Consider the following 18,994-nt stretch of genomic DNA (forward strand, 5'->3'; position numbering starts at 1 on the left):
TAAACTCTCTGAAATTTAGGTCAGTCGGTTATGCCAACAAATCTTAGGCTAACGAATCCAAGGTGGTCGCAACGGCGTCGAACAGGCGCTCAAGTTCAGCCTCGGTGGAGCCAAAGGGAGGGCCAAACTGCAGGGTGTCGGCGCCGTAGCGCACGTAGAAACCTGCTTCCCAGAGCGCCATGTGCGCATCGCGGGGGCGAATCGTTGGGTCGCCGTCGCGGGGGGTTAGCTGAATAGCACCGGCCAAGCCGTAGTTACGAATATCGACAACGTGATTGCAGCCTTTCAAGGCGTGCAGCTTCTGTTCAAAAGTCGGCGCGATGGCGCTCACCTGAGCGGGGAAGTTTTCACGCTCCATCATTTCAAGCGCCGCTAGCGCCGCAGCACACGCCACTGGGTGGGCGCTATACGTGTACCCATGGGAGAACTCAACGGCGTGTTGGGGGCCACCGGCGTGCATGAAGGTGTCGAATATCTCGCTGGAAGCAATGACCGCGCCCATAGGAATGGCGCCGTTAGTGATCTGCTTGGCCACGTTCATGATATCCGGCGTGACACCAAACGCTTCCGCACCTGTCGTTGCGCCGCTGCGACCAAAGGCAGTGATCACTTCATCGAAAATCAGCAGAATATCGTTAGCGGTGCAGATCTCGCGCAGCCGATCCAAATAACCTTTTGGCGGTACGATCACCCCCGCCGAGCCGGACATTGGCTCAACAATCACCGCGGCAATAGTAGAGGCATCGTGAAGAGCGATTTGATCGAGCAGCGCATCGGCAAGCTCGGCACCGGTTTCCGCTTGGCCACGGGTGAACGCATGGCCCGCCTGAAGGGTGTGCGGCAGATGCGTTACATCCAACAACTGACCGTAGTGTTTCCGGTTGCCACCAATACCGCCCAGGCTGGTGCCACCGATATTCACCCCGTGATAGCCCTTGGCACGGCCAATCATGCGGGTTTTCTCAGGCTTACCTTTTAACCGCCAGTAGGCCTTGGCCATTTTGATAGAGGTATCAGCGGCTTCAGAACCCGAGTTGGTAAAAAACACGTGATCTAGCCCGGCAGGTGTGAGGCTGGCGACCTTTTCCGCCAGTTTAAACGCCAGCGGATGGCCAAGCTGAAAACCTGGCGCAAAGTCGAGGCTGCCTAACTGCGCCGACACGGCCTTTTGGATCTCTTCGCGGTTATGCCCCGCGCCGCAGGTCCATAATCCGGAAAGCGAATCAAATAGCTTACGACCCTGATCATCAATGTAGTAACGCCCTTCCGCTCCGGCGATAACCCGCGGGTTGGCATGGAAATCGCGGTTGGCGCTAAAAGGCATCCAGTAGTGCTGATTAAGCGCCGTTTTTGAGGGTGATTCCCCCAACGAAGAAGGTGAGGTTTGCGTCTTGGTTTTGCTTTTTATTCCAAACATGGTGTCTAGCTCCATCGCTATAAGACATGGTCTCAGCATGCGCCACAACACACGTTTGTAAAATTACGCTTTTCTTTTGTTCACGTTAGAGAATGTATACGTATCATGGGCTTTTTTGTCTCTACTCTAGCAATGAGCCAAATAATAAATCGGAGAGTCGCCAGCTTCCTCCGTGCTCAATAAAAGGAATTGATATGAACTCGCTTATTGAACCGAAAATCGCCATCGCTGACTTACGCACTGACAGCGATCGACTTTGGGAATCGCTTATGGAGTTGGCCAAGCTAGGTGCCACCGCCAAAGGCGGCGTTAACCGTCAGGCACTCACCGATTTAGAACGCCAGGGGCGGGATCTGTTTATTCAATGGTGCCGCGCTGAAGGCTGCACCATTCGCATTGATAATATCGGCAATATTTTTGCCCGCCGAGAAGGCAGCGACCCTGATGCCAAAACCGTGATGGCGGGTAGTCACCTGGATAGCCAGCCTACCGGCGGCAAGTATGATGGGTGCTTCGGCGTGCTCTCCGGCTTGGAGGTGATTCGTACCCTTAACCAGTACAACATCACTACTCAATCCCCTATCGAAGTCGTCGCCTGGACCAACGAAGAGGGCTGCCGTTTTCCGCCCTGCATGATGGGTTCGGGCGTATTCACTGGCGAGCTTGCATTTGACGCCATGATGGCGCGCACTGACGCAGAGGGCGTCACAGTAAGCGATGCTCTGGACGCCATCCACTACCGCGGCAGCGACAGCGTCTCGCCAAGCGAGATAAAAGCCTACTTTGAGCCGCACATTGAACAGGGCCCGATCCTGGAAGATACCGACACTACCATTGGCGTGGTGATCGGCGGGCTTGGTCAGAAGTGGTTCGACTTAACGCTGACCGGACTTGAAGCCCACGCGGGCCCTACGCCGATGAACCTACGTCGGGATGCCATGATGGGGGCAGCCGAAGTCACCCAAGCACTCAACCGTATCGCCTTTGATCATCAGCCCCACGGGCGTGGCACGGTGGGCTGTATGACGCTGCATCCTGGTTCGCGTAACGTGATTCCCGGCCAAGTCAAAATGACATTAGATATGCGCCACTGGGAACCGGAAGCGCTTATCACGATGGGCCAAGCTGTCGCGGCCGCCGTGGAAGAAATCTGCCAACGCCATGGCCTGGCGTATGAATTAACGCCTACGGCGGATTTTGCCCCGGAATACTTCAATAAGGAATGTGTTGATGCTGTACGTGATGGGGCTGAGAAGCTCGGCCTATCGCACATGGATATCATCAGCGGTGCGGGCCATGATGCGATGTTTGTTGGCCGCGTAGCCCCCGCCGCCATGATCTTTATTCCCTGCAAAGATGGCATCAGCCATAACGAGATCGAAAGCGCGACGCCGGAGCATGTCCATGCAGGTTGCAACGTTCTGCTCCACGCCATGCTGAATGCCGCTGGCACTGACGCTGACCTAGCTGGATAAGCCGAATAAAGAGAAAAGTTTAAAAGGTCGCGTCGCTAAACGACAAAATTTACGTGTGTCCGTGCCAGCTCAGCAAACTGCTTACGGGAAGGTTTAAAGCCTACCCTAGGCGGCCAAGCTAACCAGGCATCGGGCACCATAAAGCCGGGCAGCACATCACGCACCCAGGCGGCTAGCGTCTTGCTTGATACGGAGTTCGCATGCCAGTCGATAAATGCCACCGGACGCTCACCCCACTCGGGGTGAGGCACCGGCACCACTAGCGCCTGAGCGACGCTGGGATGATCGACCAAACGCTGCTCGATAGCTTCCGGCTGAATATTCTCGCCCCCGGAGATAAAACCGTTATCGAGCCGCCCCTCCACCACTAGCGCACCTTTCGAAGTTAAGTGTCCCTTATCCCGGGTAGCAAACCAACCCTCATCGTTGAGGGCTGGATCCATCCTGCCGTTATCCAGATAGCCGCAGAATAGGGTCTCGCCGCGCACCTGTATCTCACCCTCAACAACCCTCACCTCACGGCCTGGCAGCGGCCTACCGACAACGCCAGGTGCGGTGGGAATACCGGTGCAGACTTGGCTGGCCATCTCGGACAGCCCATAGCTGACTTTCGGTGTTAGCCCCAGTGATGTCATCTTCGCCACCAGCGGTGCGGGAATCGCCGCGCCGCCCAGTAGCAGCTCGCGCAGTTGCGTGCGCTGGGGCGCAAAGCCCGCTTGCAGCAACCGCCAGAGCTGGGTGGGCACCAGTGAAAGGTGGGTAATCGACTGATGTTCAAGGCGTGCTGGCAGCGTTTGCGGCTCGTCATCAAGAATAATCCGCCCACCTGCCTTAAAAACGCGAAACGGGATAGCGTAGCCACCGATATGAAACAGCGGCAGCGACAACAGCCAGCCACTGTTTTGATCAACCGGAATAAACCCTGCCGATCCCCGCGCCGAGGCCAAATGATTGGCCAAGCGATGTAGCACCGCCTTGGGTGTGCCGCTGGAGCCTGAGGTAAAAATCGTGTTGCACAGCTGGCTGCCATTAAACGACGGAGTCTCACCTGCATCAGCTTCCGCCAGAAAATCGAGGGTGACCGGCGTTAGCTGTGAAGCGTAATCATTGTCACTTTCCGTCTGGCAAACGCGGCCAGCCTGCAAGCGCTTGGCCAGGCCAAGCTGCTGAGTAACAGGAAATGCTGGGTTAAGCGGGCAGAAAATCACCCCGACCCGCAGGCAGGCCCACGCCAGCAGCAAGGATTCAAGCGAGCCTTTGGCAGGGACGACTAGCCGATCACCTGGCACAAAACCTTTCCGAGCCAGTTGCTGTGCTAAACACGCTACGCGGCGGTTGAGCGTTCGGTAACTAAGCTTCACCGAACCCGCCTCTATGGCGATTTTCTCAGGGGTCTCTTTGGCCCAGTAGTGAATGGGGCAGGTGTCTATCACGCTGAATTTTCCAATTTAGAGAGACAATGCATGTTTTCTGTCATCACTTCGCCCATGGCAGTGGTCACGCGCTCGGTGAGCCAATGCCCCGTATCCAGCCCTGGCGGATCATGGGGTGCCCACTCGCCGGCCAACCGAGCAAGCAACCCAAGTCCCAAATCGGATTCAAAGCTGGAGGAGATCACCACGCGTAGATTACCCGCACTTGCCCGTTGAACGAGCACTTCACAGGCACTTAGCGAGCCGATCAGCGTGGGTTTGATTACCAGGGCTTTGAGTTGTGGGTGGCAGTGCCACTCTTCCCGGCGCGATAACGTTTCATCCAGAGCAATGGCCACCCCAGTCGCTTCTGCCACGGCGATGGTGTCATCAAAAGCAGCACAGGGTTCTTCCAGGTAGTCGATTTGCGCAAGGGGTAGGCGCTCACAGAAGCGCTGGGCCTCTTCCCGCGTCCAGCCGCCGTTGGCATCCAGAATCAGCTTGGTGGAGGGCAGCCGAGCGGCAAGCTGTTCGATCAACGCCAGTTCTTCCTCCATAGCATAGCGTGCCACTTTCAGCTTGAGCCGAGACGGCGGCGACGCTAGCCAACCGGCGGTTGAAAGAGACTCTATCAACTCCGCGGGTGCTCCCTGGAGCAGCGGGTAAGGCGACAAAGGCGTAGGAAGATTGTTTGGCCACGAGCGCTGGGCGCAGTCGAACCCAAACTGCACCGACGGAAGCGCTGGGGAGGCTATCTCACCGCGCTTTAAAGCAGCCAGACAAGACAAACTTTCGGCTTCTACTTCCGCCAGGGTTTCAGTCGAGAAACCAGGTAGCGGGGCAATCTCGCCCCACTGCCCGTTAATAGAAACTAACAGCCCTTCTCTGTTCGTCAGCCGCTGTCCTTTAAACATTAGCGGCTGGCGGAACTGGAGGGAGTAGCGGTAAAGGGCCAGCTGCATTAAGGGTTGCGCGGGTAGCGGGAGAAGTCCGGGCGGCGCTTTTCGTTGAAGGCGTTACGGCCCTCCTGCCCCTCTTCGGTCATGTAGTAGAGCATGGTGGCGTTACCCGCCAGCTCTTGAAGCCCGGCCTGGCCGTCGCAGTCGGCATTGAGTGCAGCTTTCAGGCAACGCAGTGCCATAGGGCTATGCTGCAGCATCTCGCGGCACCAACGCACACTCTCTTTTTCCAACTCTGCCAGGGGCACCACATGATTGACCAGCCCCATTTCAAGCGCTTGGGCGGCATCGTACTGGCGGCACAGAAACCAGATTTCCCGGGCCTTTTTTTGGCCCACAATGCGCGCCATATAAGAGGCGCCGTAGCCGCCATCGAAGGAGCCAACTTTGGGTCCGGTCTGGCCAAAGATGGCGTTATCGGCAGCGATGGTCAGGTCGCACATCATATGCAGCACGTGACCGCCACCGATGGCGTAGCCCGCCACCATGGCGACCACCGGCTTGGGGCAGGTGCGAATATCACGCTGGAAGTCCAGCACGTTGAGGTGGTGGGTGCCCTCTTCATCCTGGTAACCGCCGTAGTCACCGCGAATGCGCTGGTCACCGCCGGAACAGAACGCTTTGTCGCCTGCACCAGTGAGCAGAATGGCGCCAATGGTGCTGTCGTGGCGAGCGCGGTTAAGCGCTTGGGCCATCTCGCTAACCGTTAGCGGGCGAAAGGCGTTGCGTACCTCGGGCCGGTTGATGGTGATGCGGGCAATGCCATCAGCAGTGGTGTGGTACAAAATATCCTGATAGCCATCTGAGCGATCCTGCCACTCTACCGGCGCATAGAGTTCCGTTTCAGTGAGTCCGTTGATCATGCCACTCTCTTTTTATCTGTTGGGGCGAAATGCTGACAGCGAGCCGTTTATCCCAGCATACCTGCGACGACTAGACCCAGCGCAACGATGCTTAACAGCGCAGCCCCACCGTACATCAGTTTTTTATTAAGTGCGTCATTGCCCACGCTGATGTCAAACATCCCATGGCGTAGGCGATGAGCGGCATGAAATAGCGGCAAGCAAACTACCGCCCCAACAAACAGAAAACCCGGTACGCTAAACAGCAGCGTTGAGGCCCGCTCATAGCTCAACGCCTCCGCAGGCAGTAGACCAAGGGGCAGCAGAACCGCAATAAAGAGAATCACAGCAGGTAAAAAGACAGCGAAACAGACACCGCCCGCGCTAAACAGACCCCACCAGAGCGGCTCATCAAAGGCTTGTTTATGCTGAGTGCTGTTTTTGCCCATGCTTGGTTTATTCATGGCTAGTTTGTCCATCATTACGCCCTCCCAAATAGCCAGAAAAATAGCAGCGCGACGGCCACTACGCCCGCCCACTGCCCGGCAACAATGGCCTGATCGGGCAGGCTATGCCCGGCGATGCGAATCGGCATTACCCGTGGAAACAGCACAAAGAAGGTGGCGGCGTGAAACAGGCTAGCGGCCAGGGCTAGAAGATTCAGCAGCAGCACAATGGGGGAACCCATAAAGACGATCCAACCCTGCCAGCTATCCGCCCCCTGCAGCAGGGCAACCATGCCAGCGAGTAAACAGAGCGTGAAAAACACCAGCGGCAGTACCGTGGCTTCGCGCAGCATATAGAGCTTAAAAAAGCGGTGTTTCAGCCACCAGTTGCGTTTCAGCGGCGGCAGGCGTTGTGTTGATAATTTATCCATGACGTTCCTCCCCTAGCCTTTGAACAGCGCAATGAGCGTGTGTTTGGCCGCTTCGACCTTGCCCTGATTCACAGCAGCGGCCGGGTCTACGTGTTTGGGGCATACCTTGGAACAGAAGCCCACAAACGTGCAGCTCCACACCCCCTCATGGCGGTTAAGTTCGGCCATACGCTGTTTCTTACCGTGATCGCGGCTATCCAGGTTGTAACGGTGGGCCAGCGTTAGCGCCGCTGGGCCAAGGAACTCAGGATTAAGCCCGAACTGCGGGCAGGCCGAGTAGCAGAGGCCGCAGTTAATACAGTTAGCAAACTGCTTATAGCGGGCGAGCTGTTCGGGTGACTGCTGATAGGTTTCCGGCGCCTGTGGGTCGTAGGGTTTTACCGGATTGTCATCGATCAGGTAGGGCTTAACCGCGGCCAGGTGCTCAAGGAATATCGCCATATCAACCACCAGATCCCGCTGCACCGGGAAGTGGGATAGCGGCTCGATGCGGATCTCACCTTCATAATCGCGCAGGAAGGTTTTGCAGCCCAGCTTGGGAATGCCGTTCACCATGACCCCGCAGGAGCCGCAAATCGCCATCCGGCACGACCAGCGGTAGCTCAAGGTGCTATCGAGCTGCTCTTTGATATGGTTGAGGGCATCCAACAGAGAAGTGCTGTCGTCCACCGGCAGTTCGTACTGCTGCCAATAGGGTTCAGCCGAGCTGTCGGGCATGTAGCGTTTGACGCTAATGTGCTTGGTGCTGACGTTCTTAGCATTGATCTGCTCGGTATTCATGCCTTGCCCCCTTTGCCTGCATCGCCATAGGCCCGCTCAGCTGGTGCAGAAAACCGCACATCGACATCCTGCCAGTGCAGTTCGGCCGGAGCTTCGCCTTGATAAAACACCTGGCTGTGCTTGAGGTAATTAACGTCGTCGCGTTTTTGCATGCCTTCATCCAGGCGCTGATGAGCACCGCGGGATTCACGGCGCTCCAGGGCACTCAAGCATGAGGCTTCGGCGATATCCAAGCCATAGCCAAGTTCAATGCACTCCAGTAGCTCGGTGTTGAATATCTTGCTGGTATCTTTAACGCGTATTTCATTGAAGCGAGCGCGCAGCTGACGCATGGTCTCCAGAGAATGGCGCATGCCCTCTTCGGTGCGGTAAATACCGCAGCCGCTCTCCATGGCCTGCACCATGGCGTGCTTGAGTTCGACCCAGTTCTCCCCGCTCCCGGTGCCGTCACAGAGGCGCAGCAGCTTGGCTTGCTGACGGTCACCCTGGGCTTCCAGCAGCCGCTCATCGGCCCACTCGGTTTGTGCCGCCCGTTGGCTGGCTTGCTCACCGGCTAAACGGCCAAACACCAACAGCTCGGTAAGCGAATTGGAGCCGAGGCGGTTAGCGCCGTGCAACCCCACCGAAGCACACTCCCCGGCGGCGTAGAGCCCCGCGATTGAGGTTTCGCACTGGGGGTTGGTTTCAATTCCGCCCATGGTGTAGTGAACCGCCGGGCGAATGGGGATGGGTTCTTTCACCGGATCGACATTGATATAGGCTTTGGCTAGCTCGCAGATAAACGGCAGGCGCTCCAATATAGTCTTTTCACCCAAGTGACGCAGGTCGAGATACACCACGTCGCTGTCGCCAAACTTGCCGGTGCGGCCCGCCTGCTGCTCCTGCCAGAAGGCTTGGGAGAGTTTGTCCCGTGGCCCCAGTTCCATATATTTGTTTTCCGGCTTGCCAAGCGGAGTTTCTGGGCCCAGGCCGTAATCCTGCAGATAGCGGTAGCCCTCTTTATTGAGCAGAATGCCGCCTTCGCCCCGGCACGCTTCGGTAATCAAAATCCCGGAGCCAGGCAGGCCGGTGGGATGGTACTGAACAAACTCCATATCCCGCAGCGCCACGCCGTGACGATAGGCCATCGCCATACCGTCGCCGGTGACAATGCCCGCGTTGGTATTGAAGCGGAACAAGCGCCCTGCACCGCCAGTAGCGAGAATCACCGCTTTAGCGCGTAGCAGGGTTAGCTCGCCAGTAGCGATCTGCAGGGCAATTACGCCGATTACCGCGCCCTCGTGGACGGCCAGATCGAGCACAAAGAACTCATCAAAGCGCTCGATCTCTGGGTACTTTAGCGAGGTTTGGAACAGGGTGTGGAGCATATGGAAGCCGGTTTTGTCAGCCGCGAACCAGGTGCGGGCCGTTTTCATGCCTCCAAAGCGCCGCACCTGCACTTGGCCATCGTCTTTCCGGCTCCAGGGGCAGCCCCATCGCTCCATCTGCACCAGTTCTTGATAAGCGTGATGGACAAAGTAGTCGACGACGCCCTGCTCAACCAGCCAGTCACCGCCTGACACCGTGTCGTCGAAATGCGCCTGATAGGAATCCTCGGCACTGGTTACGGCGGCAGCGCCGCCTTCAGCCGCCACGGTGTGGGAACGCATGGGATACACCTTGGACAGCAGCGCAATGCGTTGAGGTGTTTTGTGCTCTTTAGCGTGCTCAGCAGCACCAATAGCAGCGCGCAACCCTGCTCCCCCCCCACCTACAATGACGATATCGAAATCTCGCTGCTGCATGACAACCCCTTCCGTTAGCCAGGTCAAAGGTGTTACTGGCGGCAATCTTCGCTGCCGTCTTCTTTATTCGAACTTACCATGCCCGTTATAGACCTTGCTCATTAGTCGAAAAGACTATTGACGCACATCAAGTAAGCAGTGAATTGAGTGGGTATTGCTGTTCCCCTCGTGCCGCAAGTCCTACTCTTCAAGCCACTCACTGCAGGCAGATGGCTGCCTACCAAGCGACAAAGAAGTCCTTACTGCAAAAATTGAAGAGAGGTGCCGCATGACGTCCAATGCCCAACCCTCACCGCGATGGAAACTATTAGCACCGCTAGCAGTTACTATTATCATCGCGCTGATACCCACTCCCCCGGGGCTAGCGCCTCACGCGTGGTACTTCTTGGCTATTTTCCTGGGCTGCGTTATGGGCCTGATTCTTGAACCATTACCAGGCGCAGTGGTGGGGCTTATCGGCGTTACCCTGGTGGCACTTCTTTCCAGATGGGTGCTGTTCTCTCCCGAGCAACTAGCGACCGAAGGATTTAATGCCGCGGGCCAAGCTTTTTCGTGGGCGGTTTCGGGCTTTACCAACTCCACTGTGTGGCTGATTTTCGGCGCTTTTATGTTTGCCCTGGGGTACGAAAAAACCGGACTGGGCAGACGGATATCGCTCTGGTTGGTCAAGGCAATGGGAAAGCGCACCTTGACCCTAGGCTACGCGGTGATGATTGCCGATGGCATTCTGGCGCCTTTTACACCTTCCAATACGGCGCGCAGTGCGGGCACGATCTATCCTGTCATTCGTAACCTGCCGCCGCTTTACGATTCGCACCCCAACGACCCCAGCATGAAGCGCATGGGTAGCTTTCTAATGTGGACGGCGCTTGCCTCTACCTGTGTGACCAGCTCACTATTTTTGACCGCCCTGGCCCCGAACTTACTGGCGATCGCGTTAACCGAAAGCACTACCGGTATCCAGGTCAATTGGGGGCAGTGGTTTATGGCAGTTGCACCTGTCGGCATTCTGCTGCTTCTGCTGGTGCCGCTGCTGAGCTACTGGCTATGCGCTCCTGAAGTGAAAGCGGGCCATGAAATTTCCGACTGGGCGGGTGAGGAGCTGACTAAGCTGGGGGCACTGACTCGCCATGAAATAATGCTGGTTATTATGGTGGTCACTGCCCTGCTGCTGTGGATTTTTGCCGGCGACATTATCTCTGGGTCGCTGGTGGGTCTACTGGTGATCTGCGGCATGTTGTTAACCGGTATTGTGACCTGGAGCGATATTCTCGATAACCGAGCAGCCTGGAATACCTTTGTATGGTTTGCCACCCTGGTGGCACTAGCGGGCGGGCTTAGCCAAGTAGGCTTCGTTAACTGGTTTGGCAGCGTGGTCGGCGGGCAGATAAGCCACTTCGACCCGCTAATGGCCATGGTGGCGCTGGTGGTGATTTTCTATTTACTGCACTACTTCTTTGCCAGCGTGACGGCCCACGTTACCGCCCTGCTACCCGTAATTCTGGCGGCAGCTACCGGGATTGCCGGGCTGGATATGCAGATGTTTATTCTGCTGCTGCTACCCACGCTGGGCTTTATGGGCATTCTCACCCCCTACGGCACAGGGCCAAGCCCGGTTTACTACGGCAGCGGCTACCTGCCCAGCGCACTCTTTTGGCGCCTAGGGGCGATCTTCGGACTGCTATTCCTGGTGGTTTGGCTGGTGATCGGCCTACCCTGGTTAATGCTGATCAGCTGATAAACATTAGCCTAGCGTGCGATACCAGGCATTGAGCTGTTGAGCAATCATCTCTGGTTGCTCAGCATGAAGATTGTGGCCCCCTTCCAGCGTGATATGGCGCAGGCGGGGGGCCATCATTGCTAGATGAGACGCCAGAGTGTGGAATTTGGCGTCCCGCTGCCCCGAGAAGTAGCTCACCGGAAGCGTGGTATTTTCCAACCACGACCATAGTGACGGCTGATGACCCAAGGAAGATGACCGCAGCATGCTGGCGATGGCTGGCCCACGATTCGCTAGCCGACGTTGAATCTGCCGACCGCGCTGGGCGCCGGTTAAGTCGGCAAATACCGGCTGCTGGTACCAGTCGGCAAGTACGTTTCCCAATGGCTCCTGCTCGAAGCGTGTTGCCCAGCGTTCATCGTGAGCAATTCGGGCAGAACGCTCACTGGCGGGCAGCCCTGGGTGAGCACTTTCCAGCCAGAGCGCTTCCAGCCCCGGTGGCTGACGGCTGGCATGATACAGCGCCAAGCGCCCGCCCAGGGAGTAACCCAGCAGGCAGTAACGGCGAACACCGTGAGTCAACAATGTGTCACTGAGCCAGTGATGAAACGCTTCGAAAGAGTCTACCTGTATCTGTTGATTTTCACCGTGCCCAGGCAAGTCCAACGCTAGGCAATCTATACCTTCCAAACCAGCGTTCACTCCCGCCCAGTCGTGGCGGTCGCCCAGCAGACCGTGCAGCAGGATCAGGGTTGGTTTGGGTAACTTTTGCTTAAACTCACTGCTCACCCTGTTCCTCCCGAAGCATTACCCCAAGGGCTATCAGATCATCGGCCACCTGCTGGTGGGGCACCTTAATCTCAATCAACGTAACGCCCGCCTGCAGAGCCTGGGTATAGGCCGCCGAAAAGGCATCCAATGAGTAGGGTGCTGAGTAGCCAAGCCCAAACATCTTTGCCGCATATTCAAAGCTCAAACCGTGGGGCTGGCGGTAATAGCGCTCCAGCAGCTCGCCCTCTTTGGGCACCGGCAGCAAATGGAAAATACTACCGCCATCATTATTGAGAATAATCACCACCAGCGGCTGAACCGCCTGCTTTAACAGCGCCAAGCTGTTGAGATCATGGAGTGCGCTGGTATCTCCCAGCACGATGGTGGTTGGCCCTAAGTGGGTGAAACTAACGCCGTAAGCGGTGGCAATTAATCCATCGATACCAGACGCACCGCGATTGGCAAATACCTGCAGCGGCGTTCGGCGATCCGTTCCCAGCATATTCATTAGCCGCGCGGGCAGGCTGTTGCCTATGAATAGCTGCCCTTCAGCCAACTGCGCTAAATGGTGACAAATACTCACTTCTGAAAATGTCTTACAGCGCTCTTCGACAAGCCGGCTAGTGCGGCGTTGGAGGCTAGTCAGCTGATGCCAGGAGAGTTGTTCAGATATCGTTGGCAAAGCGGCTATAAAGTCGGCAGGCGAGCCTACCAAACGGCGCTTAACGCAGTAGTCGGAATCCAACCGCTGGGACAGCGGATCCACCAACCAGATGTCCTGCCACGGCTGCTGGGCAATAAACTGCGTTAACCGCTTGGAGATTAAACGGCCACCAAACTGCAGTAGCACCTCGGCTTTGGCGAGCTCTATGCTGAAACGCTCATCATGCAGCGCCAGATCGAAGTGAATCAGATTGTGAGGGTCAAAATGAATTTGGCTCTGTATGTCGGCCAGTAGCGGCCAACCCAACTGCTTGGATAGCTCAACAATCTGCTGCGCCTGCTTGTGGTCATCAACCCTGCCTACAACGATCAGGCCACGCTGCTGGGCAAACGTTTCCCACGCGTGGTTGAGCGCTGGAACCGCAGTACTGGATGACCAATCACTCCACGGTGTTAAAGTCGTCAGCCAGTCCCTCAGCGGGGCAAGATAATCACTGGCATCCACCAGGCAGTTGCCGGGGTAAAGCGGTTCGCGATAACGGCAGTTTATGTGAATAGGCCCAGGGGTACGACGCTGCTGGTCGACGGCTTGATCAAGCGTGCTGAGTAGAAACGCTGCTTTTATTTCAGCATCGGGTGGCGGCAGGTCGTGGTGAACAATGGTGTAGCGGGAGAAAATATCCCGTTGGTCAATCGCCTGGTTGCTGCCGTTATCCAGTAGCTCAATGGGGCGGTCGGCAGAGAGCACAATAAGCGGGACGCCGAGTAAATTTGCTTCCACCACCGCCGGGTAAAGGTTGGCCACGGCAGTGCCTGAGGTGGTAATAATAACGACCGGACGCTGGCTGCCCCGGGCAATACCCAACGCCATAAACCCCAGCCCACGTTCGTCAAAATGGCAATGGCAGCGCAGCCCGGCGTGCTCGCTGGCGACCATCGTCAACGGCGATGAGCGTGAGCCCGGCGCCAGTGCGATATCACGCACACCCAAGCGGTAAAGCTCTTCTAACATCAACGCCGCCCAAACGTGATTGAAGGTGGCGTGTTGGATGGCAAAATCGGTAGATACAGGTGCTGTCATATGCATTATCCCATTCCTAGTAGCGACATAATGTCAGCAATTTTCGTATCCAGTTCGCGCCACTCCTCGTCCGGCTGGGAGCCTGCCACTATGCCTGCACCGGCATAAAGGCGGATCGCTTCTGGGCCGATATGGGCGCAGCGAATAGCCACCGCCAGATCGCTGCTGGTGTGACTGATTCGGCCGAAAACGCCCGCATACCAGCCGCGTTGATGACGCTCATGCTGATGAATAAATGCCAGCGCCGACTCGCGGGGAACGCCGCCTACCGCCGGGGTAGGCGGCAGCACTGCCAGCAACTGCTGGTCGGTGACGTCTTGGTGCAACTCGGCGTGAATCAGACGACGGATATGCTGCACCGAGCGCAGCTTAACAATATGCGCCTCGCCCATCTGGACTTGAGAAGAGAGCGGCTCAAGCTGGGTCAAAAGCTGCTGATAGACGCACTGGTTTTCCAGACTGTTTTTCTTATCGGCCAGCAGTGCATCGGCAAGCGCTTGATCTTGCAGGGCATCCTGCCCACGACGCGTGGTGCCCGCTAGTGCTTCGGTCATTAAGTGCCTACCTTCGCGCTTATAAAGCCGCTCTGGCGGGCAGCCAATAAACGCCTCATGCGGAGTGAGCTGAATACCAAAGTGAAAACAGTCGGCGGCACCGGCCTGCCAGTGTGCCAGCAGCGCCCAAGGGTTGGGCATTTCCGGTGCGGTTAGGCACGTCTGCCGGGAAAGCACCACCTTGGGCGTGTGACCCAGATGGTTTGGATGAGTAACCCGCTCTACCCACGCCGCCCACTCTTTTTGTGCAGGACGGTCTTCACGCTGGTAAATATAAGGTAGCAGACGTGGTAGCGCTTTCTCCGCTTTCAGAACAGCTAAACAGGCGTGAGCCTGGGCTATTTCAGTATCAGGGCAACGATCATCGAAACGCAGGTTGAGTGACAGCGTTCCCACGCCTTGCTGGCGCCTAAGTTCTATACGCGGCAGCAAAAAGTGGCAGCCAGGAAAGTGCTGCCAACCAGGCGAATCAGGGTCAAAGGCCATACCCCCGAAGTAATCCGGCTGCTCGCCACCAATACCTGCCAGCGCGGCAAGATCAGCCTGAAGCGCCACCAGCGAATCAAACGCTTTAACAGCCCCCAGCGTCACATGCTCGACGGCGTCAGCATCACGTGATTTCCAGTAAATGTGGGGTAACACGCTTTGTACGCTTAACCACCCTACCAAGTTATCTACCTGACAAGGGGTACTAAGGCGAACAAACCCCTTTTTAGCGGTTTCACCAAGCGTATCAAGCTGGTGCTTAAGTGCTTCAATAGGGTCGGTGAGGTACATAAATAACCTTTTAGGTAAGCGTTGCTAGCGCCTCATATTTGTATTGTCTAAATAACTCGGCCAATTCTCACGTAGACTAAAGGTGTATGGAGTATTTGCAGTGTGGCGTAAAGCGAGGATGTTTTTTTGACTTAGATCTGCTTTTCAGCAATTAATCATACATACTTGCATGTTTCTTACTGCTGCGCTTTACCCGTTTTTACCCGCGAATAGTTAATAGGATATCGACGTAATGGAACCACTCGCTACGCAGCGTCAACGCCAGGCTTGGCTACTCGCAGCTCGCCCTCGCACCTTACCACTGGCGTGCGCATCTATTCTGTTGGGCAGCGGACTGGCGGCGACGGCCCAGGCCTTTAATCCTGCCGTGCTGCTACTTGCCCTGTTAACGGCTATTGCGCTGCAAGTACTCTCAAATCTAGCTAACGATTATGGTGATGCGGCTTCGGGTGCTGACGACGCACAACGTATCGGCCCTGTGCGTGCAGTCTCCTCTGGCCTACTTAGCCCCCAAGCAATGCGCAAGGGAATGGTGATAACCGCGCTTGCTGCCACGCTGTTGGGGCTACTCTTACTGGTGACCGCCTTTGGCAACCAGTGGGGCGAGATTCTCACCTTCGTGCTGCTAGGGGCGGCTTCTTTATTGGCTGCAGTGACCTATACCGTTGGGCTCGGTGGCACGCCCTATGGTTATCGGGGGCTGGGGGACGTTGCGGTCTTTATTTTTTTCGGGCTATTGGGGGTAATAGGCACTTACTACCTTCATGTACAGCAGCTAAGTTGGCTACCGTTTCTACCCGCAGCGGCGTGTGGGTTGCTGGCAACCGCCGTGCTCAATGTCAATAACGTGCGCGATATCGAAAGCGATGCACGCAACGGGAAGAGCACCCTCGCAGTGCGGCTGGGCCGCGCTAACGCTATTAGGTACCACTGGGCGCTGCTGGGGATGGCGCTGCTGCTTACCCTTATCTACCTGCTGGTACTGCCGGTGCCATTAGCGGGATGGAGTTGCCTGCTGGTGGCCAAGCCGGTGACGGATGCCGCCAGGACATTACATCGCACACGTGATGGAGAGACTCTGACAAGCATGTTGAAGAAAACCGCCATCTCAACGCTGCTTTACAGCGTGCTGCTGTCTATTGGCTTGGTCTTTTTCTGAGTTTAAACATACGCAGACGATCGCCTGGCTTTGCTTAATCGTATGATGATAACCCCACCCAAGACGGTGGGTAAGTTTTGCAGTCAACTCTAAGCCCAGCCCAAAACCAAGGCTGTCAGCCTCCTCATTCTCTATGTTGAGATCATTAACTATCTCAACAACACTATCCCTCTGCGTAATACAAATACCGCCTTCCATCGTATGTTGAAAAGCATTGCGAATGAGATTTCCTAGCACAATCTGAACAGCAGCTTCCGGCAACTTACAACTATAGGGCTTGGTCACTAACGAAACCGTAATATCTTTATATTTCAAAAGATAGCCTAAATCATCGACCAAACTCTTTATCAGTAAATCTAACCTGAAATCTTTAATGAAAAGTGGTTCATTATCAGTCTTTCCTAGCCATAACAAGGTTGTCGTTAAGTCTTTCATAGTTTGGCTTGCGCGTTCTATACGTTCTACTACAGCTATTTCCCGCGGGTCGTTCCGCAATATAGCCTGATGCTCTTTTAGCTTGCGAAGTAACTCAATATTATTTTGTATCACACTAATAGGAGTACGCAATTCATGACTAGTATGACGTAAAAAAGATTGTTCCCTATCGAGTCCTTCTTTTACTGAAATCAGACTATTGCGTACCAGCCGGGCAAAATCGTTTAGGTCCCGGAATCCAAAATCTGGAATGTGGTCATCCAGAGTTTTTTCATTCAACTCTCGGGCCCAAACACCAAGGCGGGCTACGGGACGAGCTAACTGATATAAAAACCACCATACCACCAGTGCTACTGAAGCAGCGGATCCCAGCCCAATAACGAGCAGCGTTATTAGTGATTCTCTGGCGTGGCTCTTCACCATTTCGGAGACCGTATCGGGTGAAATGTAAAAACTCACATAAAAGATTTCTCCACGGACATCCACAGCCATATAAAAAAACATTAGATTAAATGGCTCGGCCTCACCTTTCATATTTAATTTTTGTAACTGGTTATCGATAGGTGGTGTAGGTTCTGACTCAACAATGAAGGCTGGCTGATCGTGCCATTCACGAGTTACTTTATAGTTATCGAAACCTTTGAGATTAGAGCCGGACTCATCATCGGCATATACAGTGGCGGCCCAGTTTAGGTTATCGACAATAATGGTATCCATACCACTCATGAAATACCGTGTTGATAAGAAACTATAGCCAGTGATGAGCACAAAAGCGATGACGGTAAATACTAGAATCAAGGCTCCACGAAGGCTGGGATTAGCCTTGCTCATGATTTTCACGTAGAGCAAAACCAAAGCCTGGCACGGTATGTATTAACCGCGAAACGAAATCCGAATCCACCGTCTTGCGCAGATAATGCATATGAACCTTAAGCACATCGCTGTCAGGAATTCTGTCTCCCCAGACTGCCGCTTCTAGCTTTTGCCTGTTTACTGCTTCTGGAGCGGCTCTCAGCAACGTTTCAAGAAGCTGCCAGGCCGTAGGCGTTAACTTCAATCGTTGACCAGAACGGTAAACTTCGCGCCTATTCAGGTTCATTTCCAGCCCTCCATAGCTTAGAATTTGGGCTTGTCCGCTACGACGACGAGTCAGCGCCTGCACTCGGGCCACCAACTCATCAAGTTCAAAAGGTTTTACGAGAAAATCGTCGGTACCCGCTCGAAAACCATCTAGCTTGTCTTGAAGCCTATCGCGAGCGGTGAGCATTAGCACAGGAATATCCTTGCCCTCATTGCGGAGCTTTTGGCATAAGGTTAATCCATCAAGTCTAGGCAGATTAATATCCAGCAGCAAAGCGTCATAATCATGTTCTTGCAGCAGATAAAGTCCTCTTACACCGTTGCTGGCATGATCACAGTGGATGTTTTCCAGCTCTAAATATTGTACAACGGTTTCTGCCAGATCATGATCATCTTCTACCAATAATATATCTAGCATTACTCCCGCACTCCCTCATTCGCTTTACCGCTTACCAATCGCTTCAATCGGATAGCCATATCCTCTTGAATGGCAATCAATGATGGTATCAACACTAGGATAATGATTGTCGAAAAAAGAATACCATAGGCAAGCGAAACGGCTGCGGGGATCAAAAACTGTGCCTGTATCGACGTTTCACTAAGCAAAGGCACCAATCCGGCAAATGTCGTCATTGACGTAAGCAGTACAGGGCGTAAACGACTGGTACAAGCCGACACCATCGCCTGCTGGTGGTCGTCATTTTCTAGGCTTTCCTGATTATATTGGCTCACCAGCAATAGGCTATTATTGATCACCACGCCACTAAGGGCAATGACGCCGTTTAGCGATAATATGCTCAAAGGCAAATCATACAGCCAGTGACCAATAATAGCGCCCATGATGCCAAACGGAATAGCGCTCATAATGACTAATGGTTGAATATAGGATTTCAGTGGAATAGCTAGCAACATATAAATTGCCAGCATCGCTAGCAAGAACATGGTTATCATTGATGAGGATGTTTCTTGCTGCTGTTCAGCTTCACCTCCAAAATGGATATCTAGATTTGGATATTTCTGTTGCAGGTCATTGGCGATAGTTATTTGTAAACTGCTCACCAAATCAGTGACAGATTTCACTTCTTTATCCCTGAATTCAACTAATAAGTGCAGCACCTGCGGTTTCTAGCGCTCCTGAGTATTCACCTAAGAACACCTGGGCTGGGGTTCGGTATCCCAGCCGCTTTCTTGGTCTATCGTTTAGCTTA

At 54.8% G+C, this 18,994-nt stretch carries 17 protein-coding genes and 1 pseudogene; 3 read left to right on the top strand and 15 right to left on the bottom strand.

Annotation, left to right across the window (positions count from 1 at the left end):
- Positions 1-43: 43 nt before the first annotated feature.
- Complete coding sequence (gene aptA / locus HZS80_RS13285) at positions 44-1,417, bottom strand: omega-aminotransferase AptA (protein ID WP_218927708.1); 1,374 nt, start codon at positions 1,415-1,417, stop codon at positions 44-46.
- A gap of 194 nt (positions 1,418-1,611) precedes the next feature.
- Between aptA and HZS80_RS13290 the strand changes: the two genes are divergently transcribed.
- Positions 1,612-2,892: a Zn-dependent hydrolase gene (locus HZS80_RS13290; RefSeq protein WP_035561021.1), complete on the top strand. Its 1,281-nt coding sequence runs from the start codon at positions 1,612-1,614 to the stop codon at positions 2,890-2,892.
- A 35-nt stretch (positions 2,893-2,927) separates the two neighbouring features.
- On the opposite strand, the gene menE is transcribed toward HZS80_RS13290, so the two are convergent.
- Genes menE through frdA form a run of 7 tightly spaced genes read right to left on the bottom strand, consistent with a single transcriptional unit; the run spans position 2,928 to position 9,546 of the window.
- Positions 2,928-4,325, bottom strand: coding sequence for an o-succinylbenzoate--CoA ligase (gene menE, locus HZS80_RS13295; protein WP_179916347.1), 1,398 nt, complete (start codon positions 4,323-4,325; stop codon positions 2,928-2,930).
- Entirely contained in the window at positions 4,322-5,266 is a 945-nt protein-coding gene (gene menC / locus HZS80_RS13300; protein WP_035561013.1) for an o-succinylbenzoate synthase, read from the bottom strand. The genes menE and menC overlap by 4 nt, the downstream gene beginning before the upstream one ends.
- Complete coding sequence (menB, locus tag HZS80_RS13305) at positions 5,266-6,126, bottom strand: 1,4-dihydroxy-2-naphthoyl-CoA synthase (RefSeq protein WP_035561010.1); 861 nt, start codon at positions 6,124-6,126, stop codon at positions 5,266-5,268. The genes menC and menB overlap by 1 nt, the downstream gene beginning before the upstream one ends.
- Before the next feature lie 47 nt (positions 6,127-6,173).
- On the bottom strand, positions 6,174-6,587 hold the full coding sequence (gene frdD / locus HZS80_RS13310; RefSeq protein ID WP_246362050.1) for a fumarate reductase subunit FrdD: 414 nt from the start codon (positions 6,585-6,587) through the stop codon (positions 6,174-6,176).
- Complete coding sequence (locus HZS80_RS13315) at positions 6,587-6,982, bottom strand: succinate dehydrogenase/fumarate reductase transmembrane subunit (protein ID WP_179916348.1); 396 nt, start codon at positions 6,980-6,982, stop codon at positions 6,587-6,589. Before HZS80_RS13315 ends, frdD begins: the two co-directional genes overlap by 1 nt.
- A 12-nt stretch (positions 6,983-6,994) precedes the next feature.
- Positions 6,995-7,762, bottom strand: coding sequence for a succinate dehydrogenase/fumarate reductase iron-sulfur subunit (locus HZS80_RS13320; RefSeq protein ID WP_218927709.1), 768 nt, complete (start codon positions 7,760-7,762; stop codon positions 6,995-6,997).
- The gene (gene frdA, locus HZS80_RS13325; protein WP_179916349.1) at positions 7,759-9,546 is read right to left on the bottom strand and encodes a fumarate reductase (quinol) flavoprotein subunit; all 1,788 of its coding nucleotides are present in this window, start codon (positions 9,544-9,546) and stop codon (positions 7,759-7,761) included. The genes HZS80_RS13320 and frdA overlap by 4 nt, the downstream gene beginning before the upstream one ends.
- Positions 9,547-9,814: 268 nt before the next feature.
- Between frdA and HZS80_RS13330 the strand changes: the two genes are divergently transcribed.
- Complete coding sequence (locus tag HZS80_RS13330) at positions 9,815-11,284, top strand: anion permease (protein WP_179916350.1); 1,470 nt, start codon at positions 9,815-9,817, stop codon at positions 11,282-11,284.
- A gap of 6 nt (positions 11,285-11,290) precedes the next feature.
- Here HZS80_RS13330 and menH read toward each other — a convergent pair whose 3' ends face one another.
- Genes menH through HZS80_RS13345 form a run of 3 tightly spaced genes read right to left on the bottom strand, consistent with a single transcriptional unit; the run spans position 11,291 to position 15,112 of the window.
- The gene (menH, locus tag HZS80_RS13335; protein ID WP_179916351.1) at positions 11,291-12,055 is read right to left on the bottom strand and encodes a 2-succinyl-6-hydroxy-2,4-cyclohexadiene-1-carboxylate synthase; all 765 of its coding nucleotides are present in this window, start codon (positions 12,053-12,055) and stop codon (positions 11,291-11,293) included.
- Complete coding sequence (gene menD, locus HZS80_RS13340) at positions 12,045-13,781, bottom strand: 2-succinyl-5-enolpyruvyl-6-hydroxy-3-cyclohexene-1-carboxylic-acid synthase (RefSeq protein WP_179916352.1); 1,737 nt, start codon at positions 13,779-13,781, stop codon at positions 12,045-12,047. Before menD ends, menH begins: the two co-directional genes overlap by 11 nt.
- Positions 13,782-13,786: 5 nt before the next feature.
- Complete coding sequence (locus HZS80_RS13345; protein ID WP_179916353.1) at positions 13,787-15,112, bottom strand: isochorismate synthase; 1,326 nt, start codon at positions 15,110-15,112, stop codon at positions 13,787-13,789.
- A 232-nt stretch (positions 15,113-15,344) separates the two neighbouring features.
- On the opposite strand from HZS80_RS13345, the gene HZS80_RS13350 reads away from it, so the two are divergent.
- Positions 15,345-16,271 (top strand): 1,4-dihydroxy-2-naphthoate polyprenyltransferase, encoded by a 927-nt coding sequence (locus HZS80_RS13350; RefSeq protein WP_179916354.1) that lies wholly within the window; start codon positions 15,345-15,347, stop codon positions 16,269-16,271.
- Here the strand turns inward: HZS80_RS13350 and HZS80_RS13355 are convergent.
- The 4 genes and pseudogenes from HZS80_RS13355 to HZS80_RS23550 all read right to left on the bottom strand — a co-directional run.
- On the bottom strand, positions 16,221-17,537 hold the full coding sequence (locus tag HZS80_RS13355; RefSeq protein ID WP_035560989.1) for a sensor histidine kinase: 1,317 nt from the start codon (positions 17,535-17,537) through the stop codon (positions 16,221-16,223). The two genes, HZS80_RS13350 and HZS80_RS13355, sit on opposite strands and share 51 nt — an antisense overlap.
- Positions 17,524-18,204 (bottom strand): response regulator transcription factor, encoded by a 681-nt coding sequence (locus HZS80_RS13360; RefSeq protein ID WP_179916355.1) that lies wholly within the window; start codon positions 18,202-18,204, stop codon positions 17,524-17,526. Before HZS80_RS13360 ends, HZS80_RS13355 begins: the two co-directional genes overlap by 14 nt.
- Positions 18,204-18,866, bottom strand: coding sequence for an efflux RND transporter permease subunit (locus HZS80_RS13365; RefSeq protein WP_340162618.1), 663 nt, complete (start codon positions 18,864-18,866; stop codon positions 18,204-18,206). Before HZS80_RS13365 ends, HZS80_RS13360 begins: the two co-directional genes overlap by 1 nt.
- Positions 18,867-18,882: 16 nt before the next feature.
- Positions 18,883-18,994 (bottom strand): annotated as a pseudogene (locus tag HZS80_RS23550) (IS30 family transposase); the annotation flags it as partial.

Source organism: Vreelandella glaciei (assembly GCF_013415125.1).
Classification (GTDB): Bacteria; Pseudomonadota; Gammaproteobacteria; order Pseudomonadales; family Halomonadaceae; genus Vreelandella; species Vreelandella glaciei.

Excerpts from the sequence above, each read along its gene's own strand:
- aptA (WP_218927708.1), bottom strand. The coding sequence starts at position 1,417 with ATGTTTGGAATAAAAAGCAAAACCAAGACGCAAACCTCACCTTCTTCG.
- HZS80_RS13290 (WP_035561021.1), top strand. The coding sequence starts at position 1,612 with ATGAACTCGCTTATTGAACCGAAAATCGCCATCGCTGACTTACGCACT.
- menC (WP_035561013.1), bottom strand. The coding sequence starts at position 5,266 with ATGCAGCTGGCCCTTTACCGCTACTCCCTCCAGTTCCGCCAGCCGCTA.
- menB (WP_035561010.1), bottom strand. The coding sequence starts at position 6,126 with ATGATCAACGGACTCACTGAAACGGAACTCTATGCGCCGGTAGAGTGG.
- frdD (WP_246362050.1), bottom strand. The coding sequence starts at position 6,587 with ATGATGGACAAACTAGCCATGAATAAACCAAGCATGGGCAAAAACAGC.
- HZS80_RS13315 (WP_179916348.1), bottom strand. The coding sequence starts at position 6,982 with ATGGATAAATTATCAACACAACGCCTGCCGCCGCTGAAACGCAACTGG.
- HZS80_RS13320 (WP_218927709.1), bottom strand. The coding sequence starts at position 7,762 with ATGAATACCGAGCAGATCAATGCTAAGAACGTCAGCACCAAGCACATT.
- frdA (WP_179916349.1), bottom strand. The coding sequence starts at position 9,546 with ATGCAGCAGCGAGATTTCGATATCGTCATTGTAGGTGGGGGGGGAGCA.
- HZS80_RS13330 (WP_179916350.1), top strand. The coding sequence starts at position 9,815 with ATGACGTCCAATGCCCAACCCTCACCGCGATGGAAACTATTAGCACCG.
- menD (WP_179916352.1), bottom strand. The coding sequence starts at position 13,781 with ATGACAGCACCTGTATCTACCGATTTTGCCATCCAACACGCCACCTTC.
- HZS80_RS13345 (WP_179916353.1), bottom strand. The coding sequence starts at position 15,112 with ATGTACCTCACCGACCCTATTGAAGCACTTAAGCACCAGCTTGATACG.
- HZS80_RS13350 (WP_179916354.1), top strand. The coding sequence starts at position 15,345 with ATGGAACCACTCGCTACGCAGCGTCAACGCCAGGCTTGGCTACTCGCA.
- HZS80_RS13355 (WP_035560989.1), bottom strand. The coding sequence starts at position 17,537 with ATGAGCAAGGCTAATCCCAGCCTTCGTGGAGCCTTGATTCTAGTATTT.
- HZS80_RS13360 (WP_179916355.1), bottom strand. The coding sequence starts at position 18,204 with ATGCTAGATATATTATTGGTAGAAGATGATCATGATCTGGCAGAAACC.